This window comes from Sphingomonas sp. GW821-FHT02B09, from assembly GCF_059421875.1.
The window spans coordinates 1,474,053-1,499,073 of the sequence record NZ_JBWKVV010000001.1 but is presented as its reverse complement, the minus strand read 5'-3'; the positions used below and the strand labels follow the sequence as shown (position 1 = coordinate 1,499,073).

Here is a 25,021-nt window from a genome sequence, read left to right as displayed (position 1 = left end):
ATATTTATTGTACGTAGTCGTATCCTTTAGGTATGCGAGGGGCAACGCAGGAGAGGAATCATGCTGGCGAAGATCAAGCACGTGCGGGCATTTGTCGTGCGCGGCGGTGGCGCGGACTATCACGACCAGGGGGAGGGCCACTGGATCGACGATCACATCGCGACGCCGATGGCGCGCTATCCCGAATACCGCCAATCGCGGCAGAGCTTCGGGATCAACGTGCTCGGCACGCTGGTGGTCGAGATCGAGGCGGACGACGGCACGATCGGCTTCGCGGTGACCACCGGCGGCGAGCCTGCCTGCTATATCGTCGAGAAGCATCTCGCGCGCTTTCTCGAAGGCCGCAACCCGGCCGACTACGAGAAGATCTGGGACCAGATGTACTTCTCGACCCAATATTACGGGCGCAAGGGGCTGGTCATCAACGCCATCTCGGGCGTCGACCTCGCGCTGTGGGACCTGCTCGGCAAGCTGCGGCAGGAGCCGGTCTATCAACTGCTCGGCGGCGCGGTGCGCGACGAGCTGCAATTCTATGCCACCGGCGCGCGCCCCGATGTCGCCAAGGAGCTGGGCTTCATCGGCGGCAAGCTGCCGCTGCACCATGGTCCGGCCGAGGGGCTGGAGGGACTGCACAAGAACGTCGCCCTGCTCGCCGACATGCGTGAGAAGGTCGGCCCCGATTTCTGGCTGATGTACGATTGCTGGATGGCGCTCGACGTCGATTACGCCACCCGCCTCGCCATCGCCTGCCATGACCATGGCCTCAAATGGATCGAGGAGGCGATCAGCCCCGACGATTATTGGGGCTATGCCGAGCTGAAGCGCAACGTCCCCAAGGGGATGCTGGTCACCACCGGCGAGCATGAGGCGACCCGCTGGGGCTTCCGCATGCTGCTGGAGATGGACTGTTGCGACATCATCCAGCCCGATGTCGGCTGGTGCGGCGGCGTCACCGAATTGCTCAAGATCTCCGCGCTGGCAGACGCCAAGGGCAAGATGGTCGTGCCGCACGGCTCGTCGGTCTACAGCTATCACTTCGTCGTCACGCGCCACAATTCGCCGTTCGCCGAATTCCTGATGATGCATCCCGGCCCGACCGAAGTCGTGCCGATGTTCGCGCCGCAGCTGCTCGGCGAGCCGGTGCCGGTCAACGGCCGCCTCAAGGCGAGCGCCCTGGATAAGCCCGGCTTCGGCGTCGAGCTGAACCGCGCCGTGCCGCTCCACCGCCCCTACACCCATTGAGGATCGACCCATGAAGCTCTGCCGCTATGGCCCCAAGGGCGACGAGACGCCCGGTCTCGTCGACGCCGACGGCCACATCCGTGACCTGTCGGGCATCGTATCCGACATCACCGTCGAGGCGCTGCGGACGCTCGCCGGCGTCGACGCGGCGACGCTGCCGCTGGTCGGGGGCGACCCGCGCTACGGCGTGCCGCTCGCCGGGATCGGCAAGATCGTCGCGATCGGCCTGAACTATCGCGATCATGCGATCGAATCGAACCTGCCGATCCCGACCGAGCCGATGATGTTCATGAAGGCGCTGTCGAGCCTGAACGGACCGGACGACGACGTGATGCTGCCGAAAGGCGCGACGCATGGCGATTGGGAAGTCGAGCTGGGCGTGGTGATCGGCAAGACCTGCCGGTACGTCGATCGCACCGCGGCGCTGGATCACGTCGCCGGCTACGTGCTGGTCAACGACGTGTCGGAGCGGTTCAACCAGAAGCAGCGCGGCACGCAATGGTCGAAGGGGAAGGGGCACGACACCTTCTGCCCGGTCGGCCCGTGGCTGGTGACGCCGGACGAGATCGGCGATCCGCAGGATCTCGCCATGTCGCTCGACGTCAACGGCGTGCGGATGCAGACCGGCAACACGAAGACGATGATCTTCGCGGTCGACGAACTGATCTCCTACGTCAGCGAATATGTCACGCTGGAGCCGGGCGACCTGCTCATCACCGGCACGCCGCCCGGGGTCGGCGAGGGCAAGAAGCCCGACGCGATCTACCTCGCGGCCGGCGACACGATGACGCTGTCGATCGCGAAACTGGGCACGCAGACGCAGACCGTCGTCGCCTGGCGGCACCCGCGCACGGGAGAGGCGGCATGACGATCTTCCCCGGCCGCTTCGCCGGCCGCGCCGCGATCGTCACCGGCGGCGCCTCCGGCCTCGGCAAGGCGGTCGCCAAACGGATCGTCGCCGAGGGCGGCACGGTCGCGCTGTGGGATCTCAACGCCAGCATGCTCGAGGCCGCGGCGGCCGAGGTGGGCGCGACGCATGTCGCCGCGCTCAACGTCGCCGAACTGTCCGAGGTGGAGGGCGCCTTCGCCGAGAGCCATGCGGCGCTGGGCAGGGTTGACGTGCTCGTCTGCTCCGCCGGCATCACCGGCGCCACCGCGCCCGTGCACGAATATCCCGTGCAGAGCTGGCTGAACGTGATGAGCGTCAACGTCGACGGGCTGTTCTATTGCAACCGCACGATCGTGCCGGCGATGCTGGCGCAGGGCTATGGCCGGATCGTCAACGTCGCCTCGGTCGCGGGCAAGGAAGGCAATCCCAACGCCTCGGCCTATTCGGCATCGAAGGCGGCGGTGATCGGCTTAACCAAGAGCCTCGGCAAGGAACTGGCGGGGAAGGGCGTCGTCGCCAATGCGATCACGCCGGCGACGTTCGAAAGCCCGATCCTCGCGCAGCTGCCGCAAAGCCAGGTCGACTATATGCGCTCCAGGATCCCGATGGGACGGCTCGGCGAGGTCGACGAGAGCGCCGCGATGGTCTGCTTCATGGCGTCCGAAGAGTGCAGCTTCACCACCGCGGCGACCTTCGACACGTCGGGCGGCCGTACGACCTTCTGATACGAAATCGCGGTGACCCGGAACGCCGGGCGCCCCGGGGAGAGGATTATGAACGACATCCCCTTCGTCGACGCGCACGTCCATTTCTGGGACCTCGCGCAGCTGCGCTACGATTGGCTCGCCCCGCCGTTCGGCGACGGCGGGCCGAACGGCGACGTCTCGGCGATCGCGCGAACCTATCTGCCCGCCGATTACCGGGCGGAGACCGCCACGTGGACCGTCGCCGGCGTCGTCCATATCGATGCCGGCGCGCGGCCGGACGAGGATCTGGCGGAGACCGCCTGGCTCGACCGGCTGGCGGATGCGGGCGGTCTGCCGACGGCTATCGTCGCTTTCGCCGACCTGACCGCGCCCTGCGTCGACGATGCGCTGCATCAGCAGGCGCAGTCGCGGCGCGTCCGCGGCATCCGCCAGATCGTCAACTGGCATGCCGAGACCCGGCGGACCTATACGTTGCAGGATATGACGCTGATGCCGGAATGGCGCCGCGGCTTTGCGCGACTGGCGGTACATGGCCTGTCGTTCGATCTGCAATGCTATCCCGGCCAGGTCGCCGGCCTCGTCCCCGTCCTGTCGCGGCACGACGACGTGCCGGTGTTCCTCAACCACATGGGGATGCCGGTGCTGACCGATGCCGATGGCCTTGCCCGATGGCGGGAGGGCATCCGCCAGCTCGCGGCGCTGCCGCACGTCGCGATCAAGATCTCCGGCATGGGCTTTGCGTGGCGCGACTGGACCGAGGATCGCGTCCGCCCGCTCATCCGCGAGGCGATCGAGCTGTTCGGCACCGACCGCGTGATGTTCGCCAGCGACCTGCCGACCGATCGATTGTTCGGGACGGTCGACCGGCATCTGTCCGCCTATCATGCCATCGTCGCCGATTTCAGCCGCGCTGAACGCTGCGCCTTGTTCGGCGGCAACGCCAATCGCCTCTACCGCCTCGATCTCGATCTGGAGACCCGCCCGTGATGCCTCCCGTCCCCGTCCATGCGGCGGAGGTGCCGCGGCGCACCCTGCGCGTCGCGCTGTCCTTCGCGATCAGCCTCTTCTTCATCTGGGGGCTGGCCTACGGCCTGCTCGACGTGCTCAACAAGCATTTCCAGGACACGCTGCACGTCGGCACGGCCGAATCGACGTGGCTCCAGATCGCCTATTTCGGCGCCTATCTCGTCGTCAGCCTGCCCGCGGGGCTGTGGCTGGCGCGGGCGGGCTACAAGATTGGCATCCTCACCGGGCTGGCGGTGACGGCGATCGGCGCCTTCCTGTTCATCCCGGCGGCGGCGTCGGGTACGTTCCTGCCGTTCGTGCTGTCGATGTTCGTGCTCGCCGCGGGCCTCGCCTGTCTCGAAACCGCCGCGGACAGCTATGTCGCGGTGCTCGGCCCGCCCGAGGATGCCTCGCGTCGGCTCAACCTCGCCCAGTCGTTCAACGGGCTCGGCACGTTCATCGGGCCGCTGATCGGCGGGACGCTGTTCTTCGCCGACGGTCCTGCCGCGGCGGGCGGCGCGCATGACAACGTGCGGATGATCTATGCCGGCATCGGCGTCGCGATCGTCGTCTTCGCGCTCTTCGTGGCGCGGGCGCATCTGCCGGAGATTTCGGAAGACAGCCACGCCGTCGAGGGCGGACGCAGCGGCGGCATCCTCGCGCGCCGCCACTTCGTGCTCGGCGTGGTGACGCAGGCGATCTACATCGGCGCGCAGGTCGGCATCGGCGCGTTGTTCATCAACGTCGCGGTGACGACCTGGGACGGGCTGACCGCGCGCGGCGCAGCCTATCTCCTGTCGTTCGCGCTGATGACCTATATGGTCGGGCGGTTCGCCTCGACCGCGTTGCTCGCCCGTGTCGGACCGCGCCAGTTGCTGACCGTGTTCGCGGTGGCGAACGTCGTCCTGTCTCTCGTCGTCGCCGCGGGTATCGACCGCGTGTCGCTGATCGCGATGATCGGCGTCTTCTTCTTCATGTCGACGATGTTCCCGACCATCTTCGCGCTCGGCGTCCGCGATCTCGGCCGCGGCGCCAAACGCGGCGCGTCGGCGATGGTGATGGCGATCGGCGGCGGCGTCGCCTTGCCCTATCCGATGGGGTTGCTTGCCGAGCGCTACGGCGCACCCGCGGCATTCGTGCTGCCGGCCGTCTCGTTCGCGATCGTCGCCCTCTACGGCTGGCGCTTCTCGAAGCTCGAGAACGAGCGCTGAGCCCATCGTCACGGGATAATATGATACGAGACCGAACTATATATTGACTCTCGATAGATCAGCCTGCAAGAACTGATCCCACAATATGGTACGTTCCACGTAAGGCGCGGCCATCCGCTTAGGGGAGGACGATCATGCGTCTGAAAACCGTTTCGATCTTGTCGGTATCGTGCACCGCGCTGATGACGGCGCCTGCGTTCGCGCAGCAGGCCGCGGACTCCGCGACCACGCCGGCGCCTGCTGCGACCCAGTCGGCGACCGATACCGCGACCACGCCGCCCGCGCCGGGCGATAGCGGCGACATCATCGTCACCGCCAACAAGCGCGCCGAGCGGCTGCAGGACGTGCCCAAATCGGTCGACGTCGTGCAGGGCGACACGATCCAGAAGCTCAACCTGCGCAGCTTCGCCGAGATCGATCAGCTCGCGCCCGGCCTCAGCCTGACGGCGAAGGAACCGACGACGAATTCGGTCACGCTGCGCGGCGTCGGCTTCGATCCGAATTCGGGCACGTCGCCCACCGTCGACATCTATTTCAACGAGACCCCGCTCGACGCGAGCAGCGCCTTCCGCGCGCTGTACGACGTCGGCCAGATCGAGGTGTTGCGCGGTCCGCAGGGGACGCTGCGCGGCCGGACGTCGCCCTCCGGCGCGATCACGATCGCGACGCGGCGCGCCGACCTCAACGAGATCGACGGCTATTTCCAGCAGACGCTGACCACGCAGCAAGGCATCAATTCGCAGGGCGCGGTCAGCGTACCGCTGATCCCCGGCGTTCTTGCCGTTCGCGCCGCGGGCCTGTTCGACCGCAACATCGGGACGGGCGTCACCAATTTGCGCACCGGCGATCAGGATCGCGACAAGACCGAGAGCGGCCGTCTCAGCGTCGCGTTCCAGCCGACCTCGCGGCTCAATTTCGATCTGACCTATCAGTATCTGAACAACCGGACGCTCACCAGCCCGATGCTGTTCACGCTGCCGGGCCAGACCACGAACCCCGTGCTCACCCCGTCCGACCGCAGCGCGCTGGTGACCAAGCCGGGCCGCTACAATTACAAGGGGCATATCGTCAGCCTCGCCGCCGGACTCGATCTCGGCGGCGTCGCCGTGAATTACATCGGCGGGTATCAGAATATCGATCAGGGCCGGGTCAACGACATCGCTTATGGCGGATCGCTGCCCAATTTCTCGCAGAACCAGTCGTTCCAGACCAAGAACGAGCAGATCTCGCAGGAGCTGCGCCTGACCTCGCAGGGCAATCGATTCTGGAACTTCCTAGTCGGCGGCTATTACGAGCACAGCACCTCGAACACGACGGTGGCACAGGACCAGTATCTGTTCCAGTTCGTGCCGGCCGGGACGCCGCCGCAATTCGTTCCCAAGCTCGACGTCGGCGTACTCGTGCCGAGCAAGTCGGATACCTATGCCGTCTTCACCGATCACCGTTTCCAGGTGACCGGCAAGGATCAGCTGCAGGTCGGTCTGCGCTATCAGGAGACGAAGGTCCGCAGCGACTTCGTCCAGACGCTGAGCGGCGCGATCCTCGGCCCGGTGCCGATCGTCAGTTCCGGGGGCAGCCCGGACAATCGCAACCGGACCTTCCGTCAGCTCACTGGCGGCGCCAGCTTCCGGCATGAATTCAGCCGCGACCTGACCGCCTATGCGACCTACGGGCGGTCGTATCGACCCGGCAGCCTCAATACCACGACGGCGCGGCTCGACGAGAGCCTGCTGGTCACCAAGCCGGAAACGTCGAACAATTACGAAGTCGGCATCAAGGGGGCGTTCGCCGACCGAAAGGTGCAGTTCACGCTGGCGCTCTACCAGCAGGACTTCAAGAATTACCTGCCTATACCAACTCCTACCTCGCCGTATCGACGGGCAAGGACGGCGTGGTCGACAACAATGCCGCGCTCACCTTCAACGGCGATGCCCGCGTGCGCGGCGTCGAGGGTACGCTGTCGACGCGCATCGGCACCCAGCTCCAGCTCGGGCTCAGCGCCACCTACAACGATGCCAAGTTCAAGAATGCGACCGCGCCCTGCAACGACTTCAACGGTGACGGCATCCCCGATTCGGTCGGTGCGCAGCGCGTGCCGGTCGGCCAGAACGTCGCCTTCTGCCGCTTGAACGGTCGCCTCAGCGATCAGGCGCCATGGGGCGTGAGCGTCAACGCCGAATATCGCGTGCCGGTGAGCGGCAATCGCGAACTGTTCCTGCGCGGTCTCGCCAATTACGTACCGAAGCGCGAGGATCCGTTCATCAACGTCAAATATGGCGACCTGCTCAACAACAGCGTCTTCTTCGGCGTGCGCGGACCCAACGACAGCTATGAATTCTCGGTATTCGCCAAGAACCTCGCCAACGTCGCGGTGCTGACGACGCGGGGGTCGACCCAGGTCGACTATAGCGCGTTCCCGACCGGCTATTCGGTCGGCACGGCGGTGCGGCCCCGCGAATTCGGCCTCAACTTCCGGGTGACCTACTGATGACGATGCGGCGGATCGCATGTGTGGCGCTGCTCGCGACGTCGTCGATCGCCACCGCGCAATTCGCAGATCGTGCACGATCTGCGGATGCGCGGGCGGCGGCGACGGTGCAGGCGATGACGCCGGAAGAGAAGATCCGGCTGCTGCACGGCCCGATGCCGTCGCTGCTCCCCGCCGCCAAACGTCCGGCCGGCGTGCCGATCGGCGCGGGGATCATCATGGGGGTGCCGAGGCTCGGCATCCCCGATCTCACCGAGACCGATGCCAGCCTCGGCGTGTCCAACCTCAACGACCTGCGCAAGGGCGACGTCGCGACCGCGCTGCCGTCGGGGATGGCGCTGGCGGCGAGCTGGGACCCGGCCGTCGCGCGCGAGGGCGGCGCGATGATCGGCGGCGAGGCGCGCGACAAGGGCTTCAACGTCATGCTGGTCGGCGGGGTCAATATCGTCCGCGACCCGCGCGCCGGCCGCAATTTCGAGTATCTCGGTGAGGACCCGTTGCTTGCCGGTACGCTGGTCGGCGCGCAGATCGCCGGCGTCCAGTCCAACCACATCATCGCGACGATCAAGCATTTCGCCGCCAATGCGATCGAGACCGGGCGCAGCGTCCATAGCGTCGACATGGCGGAGGCGCCGTTGCGCGAGAGCGACTTGCTCGCCTTCGAGATCGGTATGGAGAAGGGCGATCCCCATGCGGTGATGTGCGGCTACAATCGCGTGAACGGCGTGTACTCCTGTGAGAATCCGTTCCTGCTCAACGACGTGCTGCGGCGGGACTGGGGCTTCGAGGGCTTCGTCATGTCGGATTGGGGGGCGGTGCATTCGTCCGAGGCGATCCTGAAAGGGCTCGACCAGCAATCGGGCGAGCAGATCGACGGCAAGCGCTGGTTCTCCGACCTGATGCAGACCGCGGTCAGCGAGGGCCGCGTGCCGCAGGGCGCGATCGACACCTCGGTGCGCCGTATCCTGCGCACGATGTACGACAGCGGCGTCGTCGATCACCCGGCGACCGGCGGCGCGACGATCGACTATGCGAGGAACGGCGCGGTCGCGCTGCGTGCGGCGGAGGCGGGGATCGTCCTGCTGCGCAACGAGGGCGGGGTGCTGCCGCTCGCCGCGACTGCGCGCACGATCGTGGTGATCGGCGGCCATGCCGATATCGGCGTGCTGTCGGGCGGCGGGTCCAGTCAGGTTCGCCCGGTCGGCGGCTTCACGCTGGAGGAACGGCAGACGGGTGGCGGCGCGGCATCGTTCGCCAAGCGCAGCTATGGCGGCACCGCGCCGCTCGCGGCCCTGAAGGCGATCCGGCCCGACGCGCACATCACCTTCGTCGATGGCAGCGATCCGGCCGCCGCCGCGGCCGCCGCCAGAAGCGCGGATGTCGCGATCGTCTTCGGCGAGAAATGGTCGACCGAGGCCGCGGACAACAAGGACCTGTCGCTCGACCGCAACGGCGATGCGCTGATCGCCGCGGTCGCCGCGGCCAATCCCCGCACCGTCGTGGTGCTGGAGACGGGCAATCCCGTCGCGATGCCGTGGCGCGACCGGGTGCCGGCGATCGTCGCGGCATGGTTCCCCGGCCAGCGCGGCGGAGAAGCGATCGCGCGCGTGCTCACCGGCGCGGTCAACCCGTCGGGGCATCTGCCCGTCACCTTCCCGGCGTCGCTTGCGCAACTGCCCAATCCGGTGCTGCCGGGCAGCGATGCGGTGCCGGCCGATGCGGCGACGCGGGCGACCTATGGCCTGATGGCCGGCACCAAGCCGTTCGCGGTGACCTTCCCCGAAGGCGCGGACGCCGGCTATCGCTGGTATGCGGCCAAGGGGCTCGTGCCGCTCTATCCGTTCGGGCACGGGCTCAGCTACACCAGCTTCCGCTACGACCGGCTCGCCGCGACCGGCGGCAAGGCGTTGACCGTGCGCTTCTCCGTCACCAACACCGGGCAGCGCGCCGGCGCCGACGTGCCGCAGGTCTATGTGACCCGGCCGGGCAAGGCCAAGCGCTTGATCGGCTGGGGCAAGCCGATGCTGGCGCCGGGCGAGACCCGCGAGGTGTCGGTGGTCGCCGACCCGCGCGTGATCGGCGATTACGACGCCAAGGCGCGCCGCTGGATCGTGCCGGCCGGAGCCTATGGCATCGAGGTCGGGCCTTCGGCGACGCAGACCAGCCTGCGTGCGCAGGTCAGGCTCTCGAAACAAACCCTGAAGCCCTGATAGAGGATCGAACCGCCATGCGGCTCCACGCGATGATGACCGGGGCGTGTCTCGCCGCATTGATGCTGACGGGGGCGCCCGCGGTGGCGCAGTCGCTGGAGGACGGGTTCCGTAATCCCCCCAAGGAAGCGCGCCCGCGCTTTCGCTGGTGGTGGCCGGGCGGGGCGGTCAACGATGCCGAGATCGAGCGCGAGATCGGCGTCATCGACGCGGCGGGCTTCGGCGGCGCGGAGATCCAGGCGCTGGCCCCCAATTTCGCGACGCTGACGCCCGACGAAAAAGCGCGCGTCAACGATTATGCCGAACCCGCTTTCTTCGGCCATGTCCGCGCAGCGGCGAAGGCCGCAGCGGCGCGCGGGCTGACGCTCGACTATACGCTCGGATCGGCATGGCCGTCGGGCGGCGGGTTCGCCATTCCGCCCGAAAAGGCGTTCGTCGAGCTGACCATGGCGCGCACGCAGGTGACCGGCGGCACCGGGGCGCCGGTCAAGCTGGTCATGCCGGCGCGGACCAAGCGGCTCGGCGCGCTTTCGATGTTCGACGCGCGCGTGAAGGACCCGCGCGTGGCGGACTGGCCGGCACGGATGGACGCGCAGGCGAGGATCGTCGCGGTCGTGGCGATGCGCGGCACCGCGCCGCAGCTGAAGACCGATGCGAGCACGATGATGGGGGTGGAGCTTTCCCCGTGGAAGGACGTCATCGCTTCGGGTGCGCTCGACACGGCCAGCGCGGTCATCCTGACCGACAAGCTCCGGACCGACGGCACGCTCGACTGGCAGGCGCCGGCGGGGACATGGCAGGTCTTCGTCTTCAAGCAATATGCCTCGAACATGGGCGTGCTGGGTTCGGCCGGGCAGGGGCCGCAGCTCATCCTCGATCACATGGACCCGGCCGCCTTCGCCGCGCATGCCGCGCGCATCGGCGATCCGCTCGGCACGAAGCCCGTCGGCATCCGCTCGACCTTCGTCGACAGTCTGGAGCTGATGCAGGACCTGCCGTGGGGGCGTCAGTTCCTCACCGAGTTCCGCAAGCGGCGCGGCTACGACCTGACGCAATATCTGCCGCTGACCTTGCAGCCGGGCTGGATGCAGGCGTGGAACGAGCATTTCTCGCCGCCCTATTTCAAGGCCGGCGACGCCACCGCCGAGCGCGTCCGCAGCGATTATCGCCGGACCGTGTCCGACCTGATGTTCGACGGCTTCATCAAACCCTATGTCGCGTGGAACCACGCGCACGGCCTGCAAGCCAAGTTCCAGGCGCACGGCGGCGCGATTGACATCGTGCGCGGTTACGGCATCGTCGATATTCCCGAGACCGAGGATCTGGTCCACGAAGGCGATCCCTATTTCATGCGGTTCGCGCGCTCCGGTGCCGACCTCTACGGCCACCGGATCGTCTCCGCCGAAAGTCTGGTGTGGAAGGATCACCCGTATGACGTGACGCCGGACCAACTGCGCCGCCGCGCCGACCTGATCTTCGCCGGCGGGGTCAACAGCCTGGTCGTGCACGGCCATGATTATCGCCTGACCGATGGCGCGTGGCCGGGCTGGCACGCCTTCCAGCCCAGTCCCTTCGCGCTCGGCTTCAGCACGATGTTCACCGAAAGCAATCCGATCTGGGCCGGCGTGCCGACGCTCGCGCGCTATCTCGGCCGCATGCAGTCGGTGTTGCAGCAGGGGCAGCCCGTCGTGCCGCTCGCCTATTTCTACGGGCAGACCGGCTATTATGTCGGGATCGAGGATGGGGGGGCGGGCAAGCAGGCCGCCGAAAAGGCCTTCATCGCGGGCGGTTACGATTTCGACCGGATCAATCCCGATGCGATCGCCGACGCCCGCGTCGAACGGCGCCAGCTCGTCGCCCGCGGTGGCGCGCGCTATCCTGCGCTGGTGCTGCCGCCGATCGCGGGCATCCGCGCCGAGACCGCCGAGGCGATCGCCCGTTTCGCCAAGGCCGGATTGCCGGTGATCTTCACCGATCGCACGCCGGATCGCGACGAAGGCCTGGCGGATGCGGTCCGGCGCGACCGTCGCGTCAAGACCGCGATCGCCGCGACGCTGAAGGCCGGCGGCCGGGTCCTGCCGCTCGGCGGGATCGTGCCGGCGCTGCGCACGGCGCGCGTGCCGGCCAATCTGGCCTTCATCACCGGCGATGTCGCGGATGTCGTCTATGTCCAGCGGCGCGTCGGCGACCGCACGGTGACCTTCGTCCACAATCTGGCCGACAGCCCGCGCGATGCCGGCATGATCCTGCCCGGCGCGGGCGGCGTGTCGCGCTGGAACGCGATGGACGGGTCGATCGCCCCCGTCGCGGTCGAGCCCGGCGGTGCCGGCGTGCGCATCGCGCTGCCGCTGGCGGGGGGCGAAAGCGCCCTGCTGGTAGCCGATCCGGCCACCGGGCCACGGGACGTGATCCCGCGGGTCGCGGTCGAACGGATCGCGCTGCCCGCCTCGGGCTGGACGTTCGGCGCGGCCGGACATAGCGGACGGCAGCCGTTCAGCAGCACGATCGATGCCATTACGTTAGGCGACTGGCGTTCGATCGACGGTCTTTCGTCCTTTTCGGGAACGGGGACCTACCGGCGGCGGATGCAGGTCGAGCCGGGCTGGCTTTCCGGGGGCAAGCCGCGGATCATCCTCGATCTCGGCGCGGTGCACGACATGGCGACCGTGTCGGTCAACGGCCGTGCGCTGCAACCGGCGATCACCGCGCCGTTCCGCGTCGATATCACCGACGCGGTCCGCGCCGGAACGAACGATCTGGCGATCGCGATCGCCAATACGCCGCAGAATGCGATGATCGACCCGAAGCTGGCGGGATACAAGATGTTGAAGCCGGTACCCGCCGGCCTCGTCGGGCCGGTGACGATCGAGATCCGGCGATGATGCCGGCACAATGGTGCGCGACGGAGAGTCCATGATGAAAGCCTCGGCATCGATCGCGCTGATCCTCGCGGGCGTCAGTGGCGCAGCCATCGCCCAGCCGGCGGCGCAGGGCTGGATCACCCAGGCGGATCTGCCCGCAGCCGCCAATCCGGTGGTTCTGCATTTCCGGCGCACGGTCGATCTTGCCGTGCAGCCCCGCCGCTATCCGGTGCGGGTGAGCGCGGACAATCGCTTCATCCTCTACGTCAACGGCCGGCGGGTGGCGGCAGGGCCATCGACCGGCGACGTCGCACATTGGCGCGAGACGGCGGTCGATCTCGCACCCTATCTGACGCGCGGCCGCAACGTCGTCGCCGCGGTCGTATGGAACGGCGTCAAGCCGCTGAAGCTGCCGCCGGACCCGACACCGCAACAGGTCCGGAACGCCGAGGGGGCCGCGCTCTTCACGCAGACCGCGCCCAATTTCCAGCAGAGCGTCGCGACCGGCTTCCATCTGGCGGGCGATGGCGAGGCGGCGGCGCTGTCGACCGACCGTCCCGGCTGGCGGGTGCGCCGCGATGCGGGGCACGGCTTCGAGAACGGCTGGCGACAGATCATCAAGGGCGGCTGGTTCTATGTCGCCGGTCATCCCGAAACGATCGACGCGGCCAAGGCGGATGTCGACTGGACCGGCCCGGTCGAGCGCGGCGCCGGCTGGCAGGACGCCGTGGCGGCGCCGGAGGCGGCCGGGCGCACGCTCGTCGCTGACCGCTTGCCGCTGCAATCCTATGACGCCACCACGCCCGGTACGGTCGTCCGCACCGACCTTCCCGGCGGCGCGCGTTTTCCACGGCAAGCCGTGACGGTGCCCGCCAACAGCAGCGTCAAATTGCTGATCCAGCGCGACGCGATGGTCTCCGCCTATCCCGAACTCGACGTGAGCGGCGGGGCGGGATCGACGATCACGCTGACCTGGTCGGAGGCGCTGTACGATGCCAACCGCAAGAAGGGCGACCGCAACCTGATCGGCGATCGCGCCATCTTCGGTATCCACGACACCTTCCTGCCCGATGGCCGGCCGCGGACCTTCGCACCCTTGTGGTGGCGGACGTGGCGCTATGCCGAGATCGCGGTGACCACCAAGGCGCAGCCGCTCGTGCTGACCGGGTTGCGCGCGTTCGAGACCGGCTATCCGTTCCGTCAGGTCGGCCGTTTCGCCAGCGACGATCCGACGCTGACCCGCATCTTCGACGTGGGCTGGCGGACGGCGCGGATCGACGCGCACGAAACCTATATGGACACGGCCTATTGGGAGCAGCTACAATATACCGGCGATACCCGGTTGCAGATGCTGATCTCCTACGCGGTCGCCGGTGATCCCCGCCTCGCCGAACAGGCGATCGATGCCTATGCCGGATCGAACGTCGACGGCGGCCTGATGGACGGTGCCTATCCGCAGCGAACCAGCAACGTCATCGCGCCGTTTTCGCTGATCTGGGTCGCGATGCTCGACGACTGGCGGATGCGGCAGCCCGACACGGCGCCGATCGTCCGCCATCTGGATCGGATGCGGCAGGTGATCGACTGGTTCCAGCCGTGGCAGCAGCCGAGCGGCCTGCTCGGCAAGAACCCGCAATGGAATTTCATCGACTGGGTCGGCCAGCCCGCCACCGACCGCAAGATCTTCCCGTCCTATGGCAGCACCAATGAAAGCTGCCTGATGAGCGTCAGCTGGCTGGGCGCCTTGCAACAGGGTGCGCGGATCGAAGCGGCGTTGGGCGACAGGGCGCGGGGCGAGGCGGACGCGGCGAAGGCGGAAGCGGTCAAGCAGGCGATCCGCACCCGCTGCTGGGTGCCCGCCCGCGGCCTGTTCGCGGACAATCCCGACGGCACGGTCTTCAGCCAGCATATGAACGCGCTGGCGATCCTGTACGATGTCGCGACGCCGGAGGAAGCGAGGGCGATCCTCGACCGGATCGTCGCGCCGGGGAAGGGGATCGACGCGCCCGCCGGCATGTTCACGACCAGCTATTATTTCGCCTGGTATCTCGCACAGGCGTTCGTCCACGCCGGGCAGGGGGACCGGTATCTGCGGCTGCTCGATACGTGGCGGGATCTGCTCAAGCTCAACTATACGACTTGGCCGGAGGAACGCGGCGACACGCGCTCGGACAGTCACGCCTGGAGCGCGCATCCGACCGCGGACCTGCTCGGCATCGTTGCCGGCATCGGGCCGGGCGAGGCCGGATACCGGTCCGTCCGGATCGCGCCGGCGCTCGGCGATCTGAAGCGGGTCGATGCGACCGTGGCGACGCCTGCCGGCCCGGTGCGTGTCCGTTATCGGGTCGAGGGCAGCAGCATGACGGCGGAGATCACCCGGCCCGCGTCCCTGCCGGGCAGCTTCGCTTGGCGCGGGCGCAATTACTCGCTCAGCAGGCCGACGACGCGGCTCACGCTGCCGCTGCGCTGACCCGACGCCGCGTCACGCATCGGCGGCGGCGGTCGGTTCGGTCCAGACCTGCTGAAAGAACGGGCTGCGCTCGGCGGCCCGATCGTAGGAGGTGCTGTCGATCTGGCAGGTCGGGCACCAATGGCCGCCGCGCAGCAGCAGGTTGGGCGTCATCGCGAAGCGGTGGCCGAGCGCGCAAGACCAGTCCACCGGCCGATCCGGTCCGTCGCAACTCTCCGCGTGACACTGGCCACCCCGGAAATGCGCCGCGTCCTGCAGATCGGCGAGCCGCCAGTCGGCGGGCGCGATCGTCTCGTCATAGCCGTGGTCGAGCAGCGTCGGCGTGCGCGACGGCTGCTTCAGTTCGAACGCCGCCCAGTCGCGCGGGATCGCTTCCCACGCGGCGCGCGAGCCGAAATAGGCGGCGATGTGCGCCGCGTCGTCGGTTGCGAACCAGTGCAGCGATCCGCCCGGCGCGGCCGCGAGGTTTTCAATGCGCTTGCGCACCATCTTCGGCAGCAGCTTCGGCACGAGCCGGGCGAGCGCCGGCATATGCCGGGGCGCTTCCGCCAGATAATCGGGCACCGACTGTTCGCGGAACGGCACCAGCGCCTCGAGCCGGTCGCTATCGGCATACCATTGGCCGTGAAAATTGCGCGTCGCGAACCAGTGCGGGCGCAGGACGTCACGGTAACCGGCCATGCTGCCGGCCATGAATTCATGGTTGACGACGCGCGACGCGGCGCCGCCACCGATATTGTAGAAGCCGCGCCAGAAGCTGTCGGGAACCGCGTCGTCGCATACCGCCGCCATCAGCCGGCCGCTGTCGTTGGCCGTCGACCATTCGAATACGCCGTTGAGCGGATTGTGGAACATGATCGGATCGAACATCCGCCACATGTCGAAATGCGCCATGCCGCTCTGGCGCAGGGATACCCAGTGCCGGATGCCGCTTTCGGCCACGATCGCCTCAGCCTGGGTCTTAGTTACGGCATAATGATCGTAGGTGCTGATCTTGATCGGATCGCCGGTCCGGCCCCAATGGATCGGCGCGTTGCGGCTGCCGGTCTGGGCGACCGTGCCGATATAGACCAATCGGGTACGATCCGGATCGCCGACACGCTTGATTGCCGCGACGATATTGCGCGCGCCCCCGACGTTCACCGCGCTCACCGTCGCGGGCGGCAGATGATCCGCCAGCGGGGAGACCAGTCCCCCGACGTGCAGCACGACATCCGCCCCACGGACGCCGGTCTCGATCGAGCGCGCATCGGTCAGATCGCCGGTGACGATCTCGACGCCGTTCATGCCCATCATCCGCCGCGCGAATTTTCCGTCGCGCTCCTCCGGGCGGAGGAGGACACGGAGCGCGATATCGTCCTTCGCGGTCAGTCGCTTGACCGCCTCGCGACCCATGTTGCCGGTCGCCCCGGTGAGAAACACGACCTTCGTCGACAACGACCCCATCCTGACGCCCCTCGTTCTACGTTCGCTTTTGATTAGTACGCTATCGTATCTTAATCAACCGGTCGTTCGCAGCGGTACGGTGGTGTCGTGAGCCGGCAGGCGGAGAGGCGTTCAGCGAGGCAGGTGCGGGTCCTGCTGCCGCTCTGACGGCAGGATGCCGGACGTGATGGTGTGGATGCTCAGGTCAATGACCGCGCATTCGGCCATTGTTCTGCACCGTGGCGATGCATTCGGTGAGCAGCGCCGCGGCGAGCGTGTGTCCGATCAGATCGGCTTCGACGAGGGCCGCATCCAGCAATGCAAGCAGCCGACCGTTATCCATTTGGCTCGTCATTCGCGTCTCCCTGTGGCATTGGACGCGTGCCGCGGACGGTCGATACACCGCCAGCTTGGTGGCGACTACCGAAATGCGGATGGATCAGGGGTCAACAATGGCGTCATTCGAAAGCTGTCTTGATATGGCCAAGACGCAGGTGGCGCTGAGGGCCTTGCGCTATGGCCATTTTCCCGCCGACATCTTCGATGAATATGCGTGGGACATGATGCTTCACATGTACATTGCCGCGCTGCGGCGACAGACGATGTACATCGACAATGCCGTCAATCTCACGTCGAAGAACAAGATGATCGGTGACCGCTGGATAAAGCACCTGCGGGCGGAAGGCATGATCGAAGTCGACGACGATGTCGTGGCGCTGAGCGAGACGGCGTTGCAGCGGATGAACGCCTATCACGAAGAAGCCCTGACCGCGGTCGAATAGGCCGGATCGACGCTCGTCGGCGCCGCGACTTCTCCTTCCCTGCCGTCACCCCGGGCTCCCACTTTCCCGATGGGAACCCGTGAAGGATGTAGCGGGACCCCGGATCACGTCCGGGTGACGGACCGCCAGAGCAAGAGCCGCTGCGATAATGGATGTCGAGCGGCTCAGGCCGCCATCTGCTGGATCGTGCTGATGACGCGATCCTGACGATAGGGTTTGGAGAAGAAGATCGCATCGGTCGGCAGCGTGACGCCGGTCGGCCACGGCTTTTCCGAGGTGATGATGATCTTGATCGGCGGCCATCGGTCGCGGACGCACGCGGCGAGTTTGATGCCGTCGATGCCGCCGGGCATGTCGATGTCGGTGAAGACGATGCGGATGTCCGGGCGCCTCTCCAGCACGGCGATTGCCGCGCTGGCGCTGCCGACGTCGATCACCGCGAAGCCGGCATCCTCGATCATGTCGGTGGCGAACAGGCGGAGAAGCGGTTCGTCTTCGACGACGAGCACGACGGGACGTTCGATGATAGCTGTCCCGATCACGTCTGCGCCAACTGGCGGACCGACGCGCGCAGGTCGGCTTGCAGCCCGTCGGGTTCGAAGCGCAGGTCGACGCCGCCGGTCCCCGCCAGGCCGAGCCGCACCAGCTTCGACCCGAAGCCGCGCCGGCTCGGCGCGATGACGGGGGGTCCCCCCGTCTCGCGCCAGCGCACCACGAGCTCGTCGCCAGCCTGCGTCGTCTCCACGCGCCAATTCACCTCGACATGCCCTCCGGTCTGACACAGCGCGCCATATTTGCATGCATTCGTCATCAACTCGTGCATGACCAACGAAAAAGACAAGGCCGCGCGCGAGCCGAGCGCAACCTCGGGACCGTCCATGTGAACGCGATCGCTGAAGCCGACCGCCTCGACGACCGCCGCGGCGACGACGCGCAGGTCGGCATCGGTCCAGCTCTTCTGCAACAGCACGTCATGCGCCGCGCTGAGCGCCATCAGCCGCTGCTCGAAGCTTTCGACGGGGCGGCGATCGGGAACGTCCCGCAGCGTCTGGCTCGCGATCGCCTGTACCATCGACAGCATGTTCTTCAGGCGATGCGCGATCTCGCCGTTCAGCATCTCCTGCTGCTGCTCGGCACGCACGCGCGAGACGCCGGCTTCCAGCCGGTCGGCGACGCTGCGCAGGAAGGTCAGCTCCTCCGGCTGCCAGATGCGCCGCGCGGCGGCGTTGACGATCAGCACCGCCACGGTGCGGCCATGCTGGCGAACCGGCATGTTGACCAGCGCGTGGACACCGATAGCCGTCATGGCACCGGGATTGTCGATGGTCCGCGGATCGGTCAGCACATTCTCGATGACGAGCGGCTCGCCGCGCACGAGGTGATCGCGGATGGCGCCATAATCCTCGAACCGGTGCCGGCCCGCGATGCTGGCGGTGCCGGGCGCCGTCCAGTCGGGCTCGACGTCGATGTGGCGGACATCCTCGTCGACCGAGCCGAATCCGGCTCTCGACACCTGGAGCACGGCGCCAACGATCGCCGACGCGGCGCGGGTCATCGCCTGAACGTCGTGGCTGTTGCGGATGCTTTCGCCGATCTGGACGAGCGCGGTCTGCAATTCGGCGAGGCGTTCGCTGCCACGCGCGATCCGCCGCAGTTCGAGATGGTCGCTTGCCTGCCGGGCGAGCGCATTGAGCAAGGTCTTCTGCGTATCGCTCAACCCGCCGGGACGCGCCTCGGTATCGATCACGCACAGGCGTCCGACGATTTCGCCCGACCGCAGCGTCAACGGCGCGCCGGCGTAATAGCGGAACGCGCGGTCCCCGGTCACGAGCGGATTGTCGTTGGTCCGCATGTCTGCGGTCAGATCGGCGACCTCGAGCACGCCGGGATCGTCGATGTCGAGCCGGCACACCGACTGATGGATGGGCGTTTCGCTGACATCAAGGCCGATCCTCGCCTTGAACCACTGGCGATCGGTGTCGAGCAGACTGATCAGCGCGATCGGCGCATCGCACGTCTGCGAGGCGATGAAGACGATGTCGTCGAACGCCTGCTCTTCAGGCGTGTCCAACACGAGCAGTCTCGCAAGCGCTTCTGCCCGACGGGCATCCTTATCGTCTGCCACCCTGCGCCCTATCGTTCTCAGATCCACCCCCCGGCGGACGTTACGTAGGGTAAGCTACTGTTATCGGGTCAGTGTCAAGCCGGCATCGCCGGATCGCGACCGGCCGGCGCGGTCGCCGAGTGGTTCGTCGAGAGAAGCCCTTCGTTGCGATCACGGATACCGGCATTCGCTCATTCCCCGATGTGGCTTTTCTGATTGAGCCGGATCAAGGTCGGCCCGGATCAGGAACGCCGCGAAGCGCGCCTCGTTCTCCTGTCATGCTATCAACGAAACCGATGTTCAGCTGGGCGGACCCCAGTGAGGACGAAGCGAGCCTGCTGCTCTCCGCCTATATCGCCGATCAAGGCTTCCCCTGCGTCGGCGCCAAGGCGGCGCTGGCGAAGGGGACGCTCGACATCCTCGGCGCGCGCGACATCGCGAGTGCGTGGGACGATCTGCGCATTCACGATCGCCTGCGCTGTTTTGCCGCGCAATATCGGGCAGAGCCGTCGTTGTTCCGCAGTTTCGCCGTCGTCTTCTCCGGGCCGGACGACCTCAGCGAGGAAGCGTTCGAGCGGGCGATCTGGCAGCGCATCCAGTCGCTGTCGGACAAGGACGTGTGGCTGGGGCAGGCGTGGGACGAACGCGTCAGTCCCGATCCGTCCAACGCGCATTTCTCTTTGTCCTTCGGGGGCGAGGCGTTCTTCGTCGTCGGGCTCCATCCGCGTGCCAGTCGCCCGGCACGGCGCTTTTCGCGCCCGACGATGATCTTCAACCTGCACGATCAGTTCGAGACGCTGCGCGAGCAGGGCAAGTATGAGACGATGCGCGAGAAGATCATGGTGCGCGACGAGGTGCTCGCCGGTTCGCGCAACCCGATGCTGTCGCGCCATGGCGAGGCGAGCGAGGCGCGCCAATACAGCGGCCGGGCCGTCGATGGCGGCTGGCAGTGCCCGTTCCGGTATTCCGGCAAGTGAGGGATCATCAATTGGCCGATCGAACCGTCGAGATCCCGGAGCGGAGCGGCGACGCGTTTCGGCTCGCCAAAGGGCAGGTTCTCACGGTGATCGATCCGCGCGGATGCCAGGTCGCCGATCTCCTCGCCTTCCGGGCCGAGGACCTGGGTGAAGTGCTGTCGTCGGGCCGGACGCTCGATTATGCCGAGACGATCCGCCTGACCACGGGGCACACGCTCTACTCCAATCGATCGAATGCGATGCTGGAGATCGTGGCGGATACGGTCGGCGTGCATGATTTCCTGCTGACGCCATGCTCCTACGCGACGTTCGACCATTTCTATCCCGAACTCCCCCGGCACCGGGGATGTTTCGGCAATCTGGCCGCGGCGCTCGCACAGTTCGGTGTGACGCCGGATCAGATTCCGGTCGCGTTCAATTGCTTCATGAACGTGCCAATCGATGCGGCGACCGGCAGGCTCTCGGTTTTGCCACCGATCAGCAAGGCCGGCGACAGCATCAGCTTCGTCGCGCAGATGGATCTGGTGATCGGTCTCACCGCCTGCTCGGCGCCGGCGTCGAACGGCGGATCGTTCAAGCCTATCCATTATGTCGTCCACGATCAGGCGTTGGGCGGCCCGTCGTACGAAGGCGGCGCGGTCCTTTCGTCAGGAGAGCAGGCAGACCCATGAACGCCAATTCCCCAATCGACATCAACACGGCGACCGCCGACGCGCTGGATGCGATTCCCGCGCTGAAGGGCCACGGCTTCGAGATCGTGCGCTATCGCGACGATCGCGGCGGGTTCAGCGATCTTCGTCAGCTGGCGGAGGTGCCGGGCATGGCGCATGTCGCGGACAGTCTCGGCGACGCGGTGACGATCGGCAGCGGCTGACCGTCCAAGCGGGACGGCGAGCTGTCACGAATCGGACAGCCGCCCCACCCCATCTGTGGACAGAAGGGGAGGGGCGGCTGCTGCAAGTGCCGACCGTCAGTAGTTGGCGCGCAGGATGATGGAATACCGACGATCGTTCGTGAAATAGGATCGCGGCGCCAGATCGTTGGATCCGGCTTTATACGCCTGCAGAAGCTTGGTGGTCGTATTCGTCAGGTTCACCCCCTGAACGCCGAGCTTGATGTACTTGTTGATATTGATGAACGCCGAGGCGTCGAGCTGCCCGGTCGAGTCGTTGAAGATCGACGTATAGGGGAAGATCACGTCGGCTGCGGTCAGCAGGAACCGCGAACGCCAGTTGTAGGCGGCGCGTAACGAGATCGGTCCCTTTTCGTAGAAGGCCGTCGCGTTGAAGTTGTGCTTCGACAATCCTTCCAGCGGCAGATTGCCCTTGGCGACGGTCGACCCGGACGACGGCGTGCCACCGTTCAGGAAGGAATTGGGAAGGCCCGAACTGTCGATGAACGTATAGTTGCCGTTGAAGCCAAGACCATTCAGGAAGCCGGGCAGGAAGTCGAACGTCTGTTGATAGGCAACCTCGAAGCCCCTGATCTTGCCCTTGCCGGCGTAATTTGCCGGACCACGCGCCTGGATGTTCTGCGTGATGCCATTGTTGGTGATCGAGCGATTGACCAGCGACTGATAGAAGAAACCGTCGACCGTCTTGTAAAAAGCGTCGACCGACAACTGGCCGACACGGGCGAAATACCATTCCGCGGTCGCGTCGAACTGCCACGCCGTGGCCGGCTTCAGGTAGGGATTGCCGGCGTTGATCGTGACGGTGCCCGAACCCGGCTCCAGTGCATAGGTCACATAGGGGCGGATGTTGGCGAAGTCCGGACGCGTCAGCACCTTCGATCCCGCGAGGCGGATGACCACGTCGCGCGTTACCCCCACCTTGAGGTTCGCGCTCGGCAGGAAATAGCCGTAGCTGTTGGTGAAGAACGCGGGTTGTGACGCATAGCCTGCGGTGGCGAACGACCGCAGCCGCTCATATTCGGTCGCGCCCAGATTGCAGACGCCGCCCGGTTGCGTGACCTGGACGGTGCCGTCCGGCAAGGTTCGCGACGTCGCGACGCAGCGGGTGGCATAGGGATCGACCACGCCCAGTTCGCTGCGATTGGGTACCGCCGTTTCGGACTGCGAATTGACCGTCGTGCGGACGTAGCGCAGGCCGACGTTACCCGACACGCGGATGTTGCCGAACAGCGGATCCTTGCTGCCGAACTGCAGCATCGCATAGGCCGAGCTGTCCTGTTGCGTGACGTTCGACACTTCCGAGGGGAGGAACGACGTTCCCGGGATCGCGCCGGCGCGCTGGCCCGCTGCCAGGAACCGGTTCGTCGCGGTGGCGCCGTTGGTGTTGCGCCAGATGTCGTTCTGCGTCTGGAAGAAGCTGGTCGCCGAATTGTAGCCGTTGATCAGGTCGCCGTTGTAGTAATAAGCGCTCGGCGGAGCGCTGGTCTTGCCCCTAAAGAAATTGTCGAAATTGTACAACGACGATCGGCTGGTGTCGCCCTGGTTGAAGGTGACCGGCGCACCCGACCAGATCTCGCTGATCGCGCCCCAATTGTATGCCGTGTAGCGTACGTCCTGCGTCCGCTCGGCATAGCGTGCGCCGAATTTGATCCGGTTCAGGAAATTGCCGTCGTCGAACTTGTAGGCGAAATCGCCCTTGATCTGATATTCCGAGCCGACGCTGTGCTCGATGTGGTCCATCGCCGCGCGCCAGAACTGGAAGTCGCGGCTCTGGAAATACTGGCTGTCGGTCGCGGCGGCGAGCGCCGGGTTGGGCGTCGCCCAATTGGCGGCAAGCGTCAGCGGCTTGTGCGGAACGACGATCGGCAGATTGCCGGTCAGGTCGAGTTCGGAATCGGCGAAGGTCGAGCCGAACACGCTGAGATCGGTCACGTCGTGCTTGGCATAGGTATAGTCGACGTCGAGCCCGATCGACCAATGATCGTCCGGATTGATCTTCAGGTTGAAGCCGGCATCCTTGACGAGGTTCTCGTCATAGACCTGCCGCCGCGACAGCGACTGCTGCGTGCCGCCGGTCGGCACGGTGGTGGTCGCCGTTCCGCTCGACGCGGTCCGCCAGCCGGCGCCGGGGAGGGTGACGAAGCCGCTCTGGAACAGCCCGTTGCTGTCATAGGTGAAATTGGGATAGGCGCCGCCGGCCGGATTGTAGCCGTTGCCGCGCTGGTTCGCGCCGAACTGGAACTGGCCTGCGCCATTGAGCTGGCATTCCGCGCGCGTCGTCGCATTGCCCGCGCCGTTGATCGGTCCGTTGCTGTTCTGCTGACAGCCAGCCGGATAGGTGCTGTATTCCGACAGGTCGGGCGCGGTCTCGAACGTATGTTCGCCCCAGGCATTGGTGGAATGGGTACGCAGGAACTGCGCGGTGAAGGTGGTGCGCTCGTCTGTGCTTTCCCACTGGACGGCAAGCGCCTGACCATCGCGCTTGCGATCATAGTCCTGGCTGCGGAACTGGCCGCCGATCGGGGCATAGGCGATGCCGGTGGGGTCGGCGAAGCCGTCCGCGCCCGCCGTACCGGTGGCGCCGCAGACGTTCGCCGGGTTGGGGAAGGCCGCGCCGCCGACGCCGTTGATCGTGCCGGGCGGCAACGTGAAGGCATCGGTATTGCCGGGGAGCTGGTTGCGGCAGGTCACCGTCGTGTTGGTTCCGGTACCGGTCGCCGCCTGGACGCCATCGCGGGTCTGGAAGTTGGTGACCTGAATGCCGTCGGCGCGGCTCTTCAGGCGCGAATAGGATCCGTTGACGAGGATGCCGAACCGGCCGATCGGCGTGTCCCAGGTATCCGAGACGAGCAGCGAGCCGGTCGGCGCCCACTTCTTCGCGAAGTCGCCATAATTCGCCTCGAGGCCGCCACCGATGTGGAAGCCCTTGTTGTCGAACGGCTTGCGCGTGTTGAGATTGACCGTGCCGGCGAGCCCGCCCTCGATCAGATCGGCCGTGGCGTTCTTGTAGACCTCGACCGAGCCGAGCAGTTCGGAGGGCACGTCGGCGAAGTTGATCGCCTGACCGCCGATACCGGCGGAGAAGGTGTCGCGGCCGTTGAATTCCGAGCGGACGAAGTTGAGGCCGCGGACGTTGACACCCGAGCCCTCGACCGAGAAATGGTCCGGATCGTTGTTGCCGGCAAAGCGGTTGATCGACACGCCGGGCACGCGTTGCAGCGCCTCGGTCACCGAGCGATCGGGAAGCGCGCCGATGTCCTGCGCCGTGATCGCGTCGACGACGGTGTCGGAATTGCGCTTGATCGTCTGTGCATTGGCGAGGCTCTGCCGGATGCCGGTGACGACGATGTCGTTCTCACCCGCCTCGTCGCGGGCATCGGCTCCCCCGCTCTGCGGTGCGGCGGGATCGCCACCCGGCACGTTGGTCGACGTCGCCGCCCCCGCGGTGTTCTGGCCGCTGGCGGCACCGGTCTGTGCATAAGCGGGTACGCCGAGTGCGAATACGCACATCGCGGTAGCCGAAACGCTGCTGAGAATAGCCCGGCTACGAGTCCGGGTACGAACCACGCGCGCAAGCTGCCTATCGTCGGCCATCATAACATCCCCAACTGTCTTCCCTATCGATGTCTCGGCACGGCAGACCGTGCGGCATCTTGGAACTTCAGGTACGACCGGAAAATGCTCAAGGCAAGCCAATTTGTTTGCGCTACCACGAACTTCCGGATTGCGGGCGAAAG

General features: G+C 66.5%; 19 protein-coding genes. 14 read left to right on the top strand and 5 right to left on the bottom strand.

The window, feature by feature from the left end; genetic code table 11:
• The first annotated feature begins 60 nt into the window (after positions 1-60).
• From rhmD to AC07U4_RS06865, 10 genes are all read left to right on the top strand, one after another.
• On the top strand, positions 61-1,242 hold the full coding sequence (gene rhmD / locus AC07U4_RS06910; RefSeq protein ID WP_495194877.1) for an L-rhamnonate dehydratase: 1,182 nt from the start codon (positions 61-63) through the stop codon (positions 1,240-1,242).
• A 10-nt stretch (positions 1,243-1,252) separates the two neighbouring features.
• Positions 1,253-2,110, top strand: coding sequence for a 2,4-didehydro-3-deoxy-L-rhamnonate hydrolase (locus AC07U4_RS06905; protein ID WP_495194876.1), 858 nt, complete (start codon positions 1,253-1,255; stop codon positions 2,108-2,110).
• Positions 2,107-2,856, top strand: a complete 750-nt coding sequence (locus AC07U4_RS06900; protein WP_038661297.1) for an SDR family NAD(P)-dependent oxidoreductase — start codon at positions 2,107-2,109, stop codon at positions 2,854-2,856. Before AC07U4_RS06905 ends, AC07U4_RS06900 begins: the two co-directional genes overlap by 4 nt.
• Positions 2,857-2,904: 48 nt before the next feature.
• On the top strand, positions 2,905-3,825 hold the full coding sequence (locus tag AC07U4_RS06895) for an amidohydrolase family protein (RefSeq protein ID WP_495194875.1): 921 nt from the start codon (positions 2,905-2,907) through the stop codon (positions 3,823-3,825).
• Entirely contained in the window at positions 3,825-5,054 is a 1,230-nt protein-coding gene (locus AC07U4_RS06890; RefSeq protein ID WP_495195024.1) for a sugar MFS transporter, read from the top strand. Before AC07U4_RS06895 ends, AC07U4_RS06890 begins: the two co-directional genes overlap by 1 nt.
• A 134-nt stretch (positions 5,055-5,188) precedes the next feature.
• The gene (locus tag AC07U4_RS06885) at positions 5,189-7,183 is read left to right on the top strand and encodes a TonB-dependent receptor (protein WP_495194874.1); all 1,995 of its coding nucleotides are present in this window, start codon (positions 5,189-5,191) and stop codon (positions 7,181-7,183) included.
• A 32-nt stretch (positions 7,184-7,215) separates the two neighbouring features.
• Complete coding sequence (locus AC07U4_RS06880; protein ID WP_495194873.1) at positions 7,216-7,542, top strand: hypothetical protein; 327 nt, start codon at positions 7,216-7,218, stop codon at positions 7,540-7,542.
• On the top strand, positions 7,542-9,752 hold the full coding sequence (locus AC07U4_RS06875; protein ID WP_495194872.1) for a glycoside hydrolase family 3 C-terminal domain-containing protein: 2,211 nt from the start codon (positions 7,542-7,544) through the stop codon (positions 9,750-9,752). Before AC07U4_RS06880 ends, AC07U4_RS06875 begins: the two co-directional genes overlap by 1 nt.
• 17 nt (positions 9,753-9,769) lie before the next feature.
• Positions 9,770-12,634 (top strand): glycosyl hydrolase, encoded by a 2,865-nt coding sequence (locus tag AC07U4_RS06870; RefSeq protein ID WP_495194871.1) that lies wholly within the window; start codon positions 9,770-9,772, stop codon positions 12,632-12,634.
• 34 nt (positions 12,635-12,668) lie between these two features.
• The gene (locus tag AC07U4_RS06865; protein ID WP_495194870.1) at positions 12,669-15,083 is read left to right on the top strand and encodes an alpha-L-rhamnosidase-related protein; all 2,415 of its coding nucleotides are present in this window, start codon (positions 12,669-12,671) and stop codon (positions 15,081-15,083) included.
• Between the two features lie 12 nt (positions 15,084-15,095).
• Here AC07U4_RS06865 and AC07U4_RS06860 read toward each other — a convergent pair whose 3' ends face one another.
• Together AC07U4_RS06860 and AC07U4_RS06855 are read right to left on the bottom strand one after the other, a co-directional pair.
• On the bottom strand, positions 15,096-16,529 hold the full coding sequence (locus tag AC07U4_RS06860) for an NAD-dependent epimerase/dehydratase family protein (RefSeq protein ID WP_495194869.1): 1,434 nt from the start codon (positions 16,527-16,529) through the stop codon (positions 15,096-15,098).
• A 184-nt stretch (positions 16,530-16,713) separates the two neighbouring features.
• Complete coding sequence (locus tag AC07U4_RS06855; protein WP_495194868.1) at positions 16,714-16,863, bottom strand: hypothetical protein; 150 nt, start codon at positions 16,861-16,863, stop codon at positions 16,714-16,716.
• Positions 16,864-16,987: 124 nt separating this feature from the next.
• On the opposite strand from AC07U4_RS06855, the gene AC07U4_RS06850 reads away from it, so the two are divergent.
• Positions 16,988-17,290: a hypothetical protein gene (locus AC07U4_RS06850; protein WP_038661277.1), complete on the top strand. Its 303-nt coding sequence runs from the start codon at positions 16,988-16,990 to the stop codon at positions 17,288-17,290.
• Between the two features lie 164 nt (positions 17,291-17,454).
• Here the strand turns inward: AC07U4_RS06850 and AC07U4_RS06845 are convergent, their stop codons facing one another.
• The gene (locus AC07U4_RS06845) at positions 17,455-17,832 is read right to left on the bottom strand and encodes a response regulator (RefSeq protein WP_245640867.1); all 378 of its coding nucleotides are present in this window, start codon (positions 17,830-17,832) and stop codon (positions 17,455-17,457) included.
• The gene (locus AC07U4_RS06840) at positions 17,829-19,364 is read right to left on the bottom strand and encodes a sensor histidine kinase (protein WP_495194867.1); all 1,536 of its coding nucleotides are present in this window, start codon (positions 19,362-19,364) and stop codon (positions 17,829-17,831) included. The genes AC07U4_RS06845 and AC07U4_RS06840 overlap by 4 nt, the downstream gene beginning before the upstream one ends.
• 326 nt (positions 19,365-19,690) lie before the next feature.
• On the opposite strand from AC07U4_RS06840, the gene gntA reads away from it, so the two are divergent.
• Genes gntA through AC07U4_RS06825 form a run of 3 tightly spaced genes read left to right on the top strand, consistent with a single transcriptional unit; the run spans position 19,691 to position 21,245 of the window.
• The gene (gntA, locus tag AC07U4_RS06835) at positions 19,691-20,371 is read left to right on the top strand and encodes a guanitoxin biosynthesis heme-dependent pre-guanitoxin N-hydroxylase GntA (RefSeq protein WP_081974365.1); all 681 of its coding nucleotides are present in this window, start codon (positions 19,691-19,693) and stop codon (positions 20,369-20,371) included.
• Positions 20,372-20,382: 11 nt separating this feature from the next.
• Positions 20,383-21,042 (top strand): DUF1989 domain-containing protein, encoded by a 660-nt coding sequence (locus AC07U4_RS06830; protein WP_495194866.1) that lies wholly within the window; start codon positions 20,383-20,385, stop codon positions 21,040-21,042.
• Positions 21,039-21,245 carry a ComEA family DNA-binding protein gene (locus AC07U4_RS06825; protein ID WP_495194865.1) on the top strand — a complete coding sequence of 69 codons (207 nt, stop codon included), beginning with the start codon at positions 21,039-21,041 and terminating at the stop codon, positions 21,243-21,245. Before AC07U4_RS06830 ends, AC07U4_RS06825 begins: the two co-directional genes overlap by 4 nt.
• Before the next feature lie 96 nt (positions 21,246-21,341).
• On the opposite strand, the gene AC07U4_RS06820 is transcribed toward AC07U4_RS06825, so the two are convergent.
• Positions 21,342-24,794 (bottom strand): TonB-dependent receptor, encoded by a 3,453-nt coding sequence (locus AC07U4_RS06820; protein ID WP_495194864.1) that lies wholly within the window; start codon positions 24,792-24,794, stop codon positions 21,342-21,344.
• Positions 24,795-25,021: the final 227 nt, after the last annotated feature.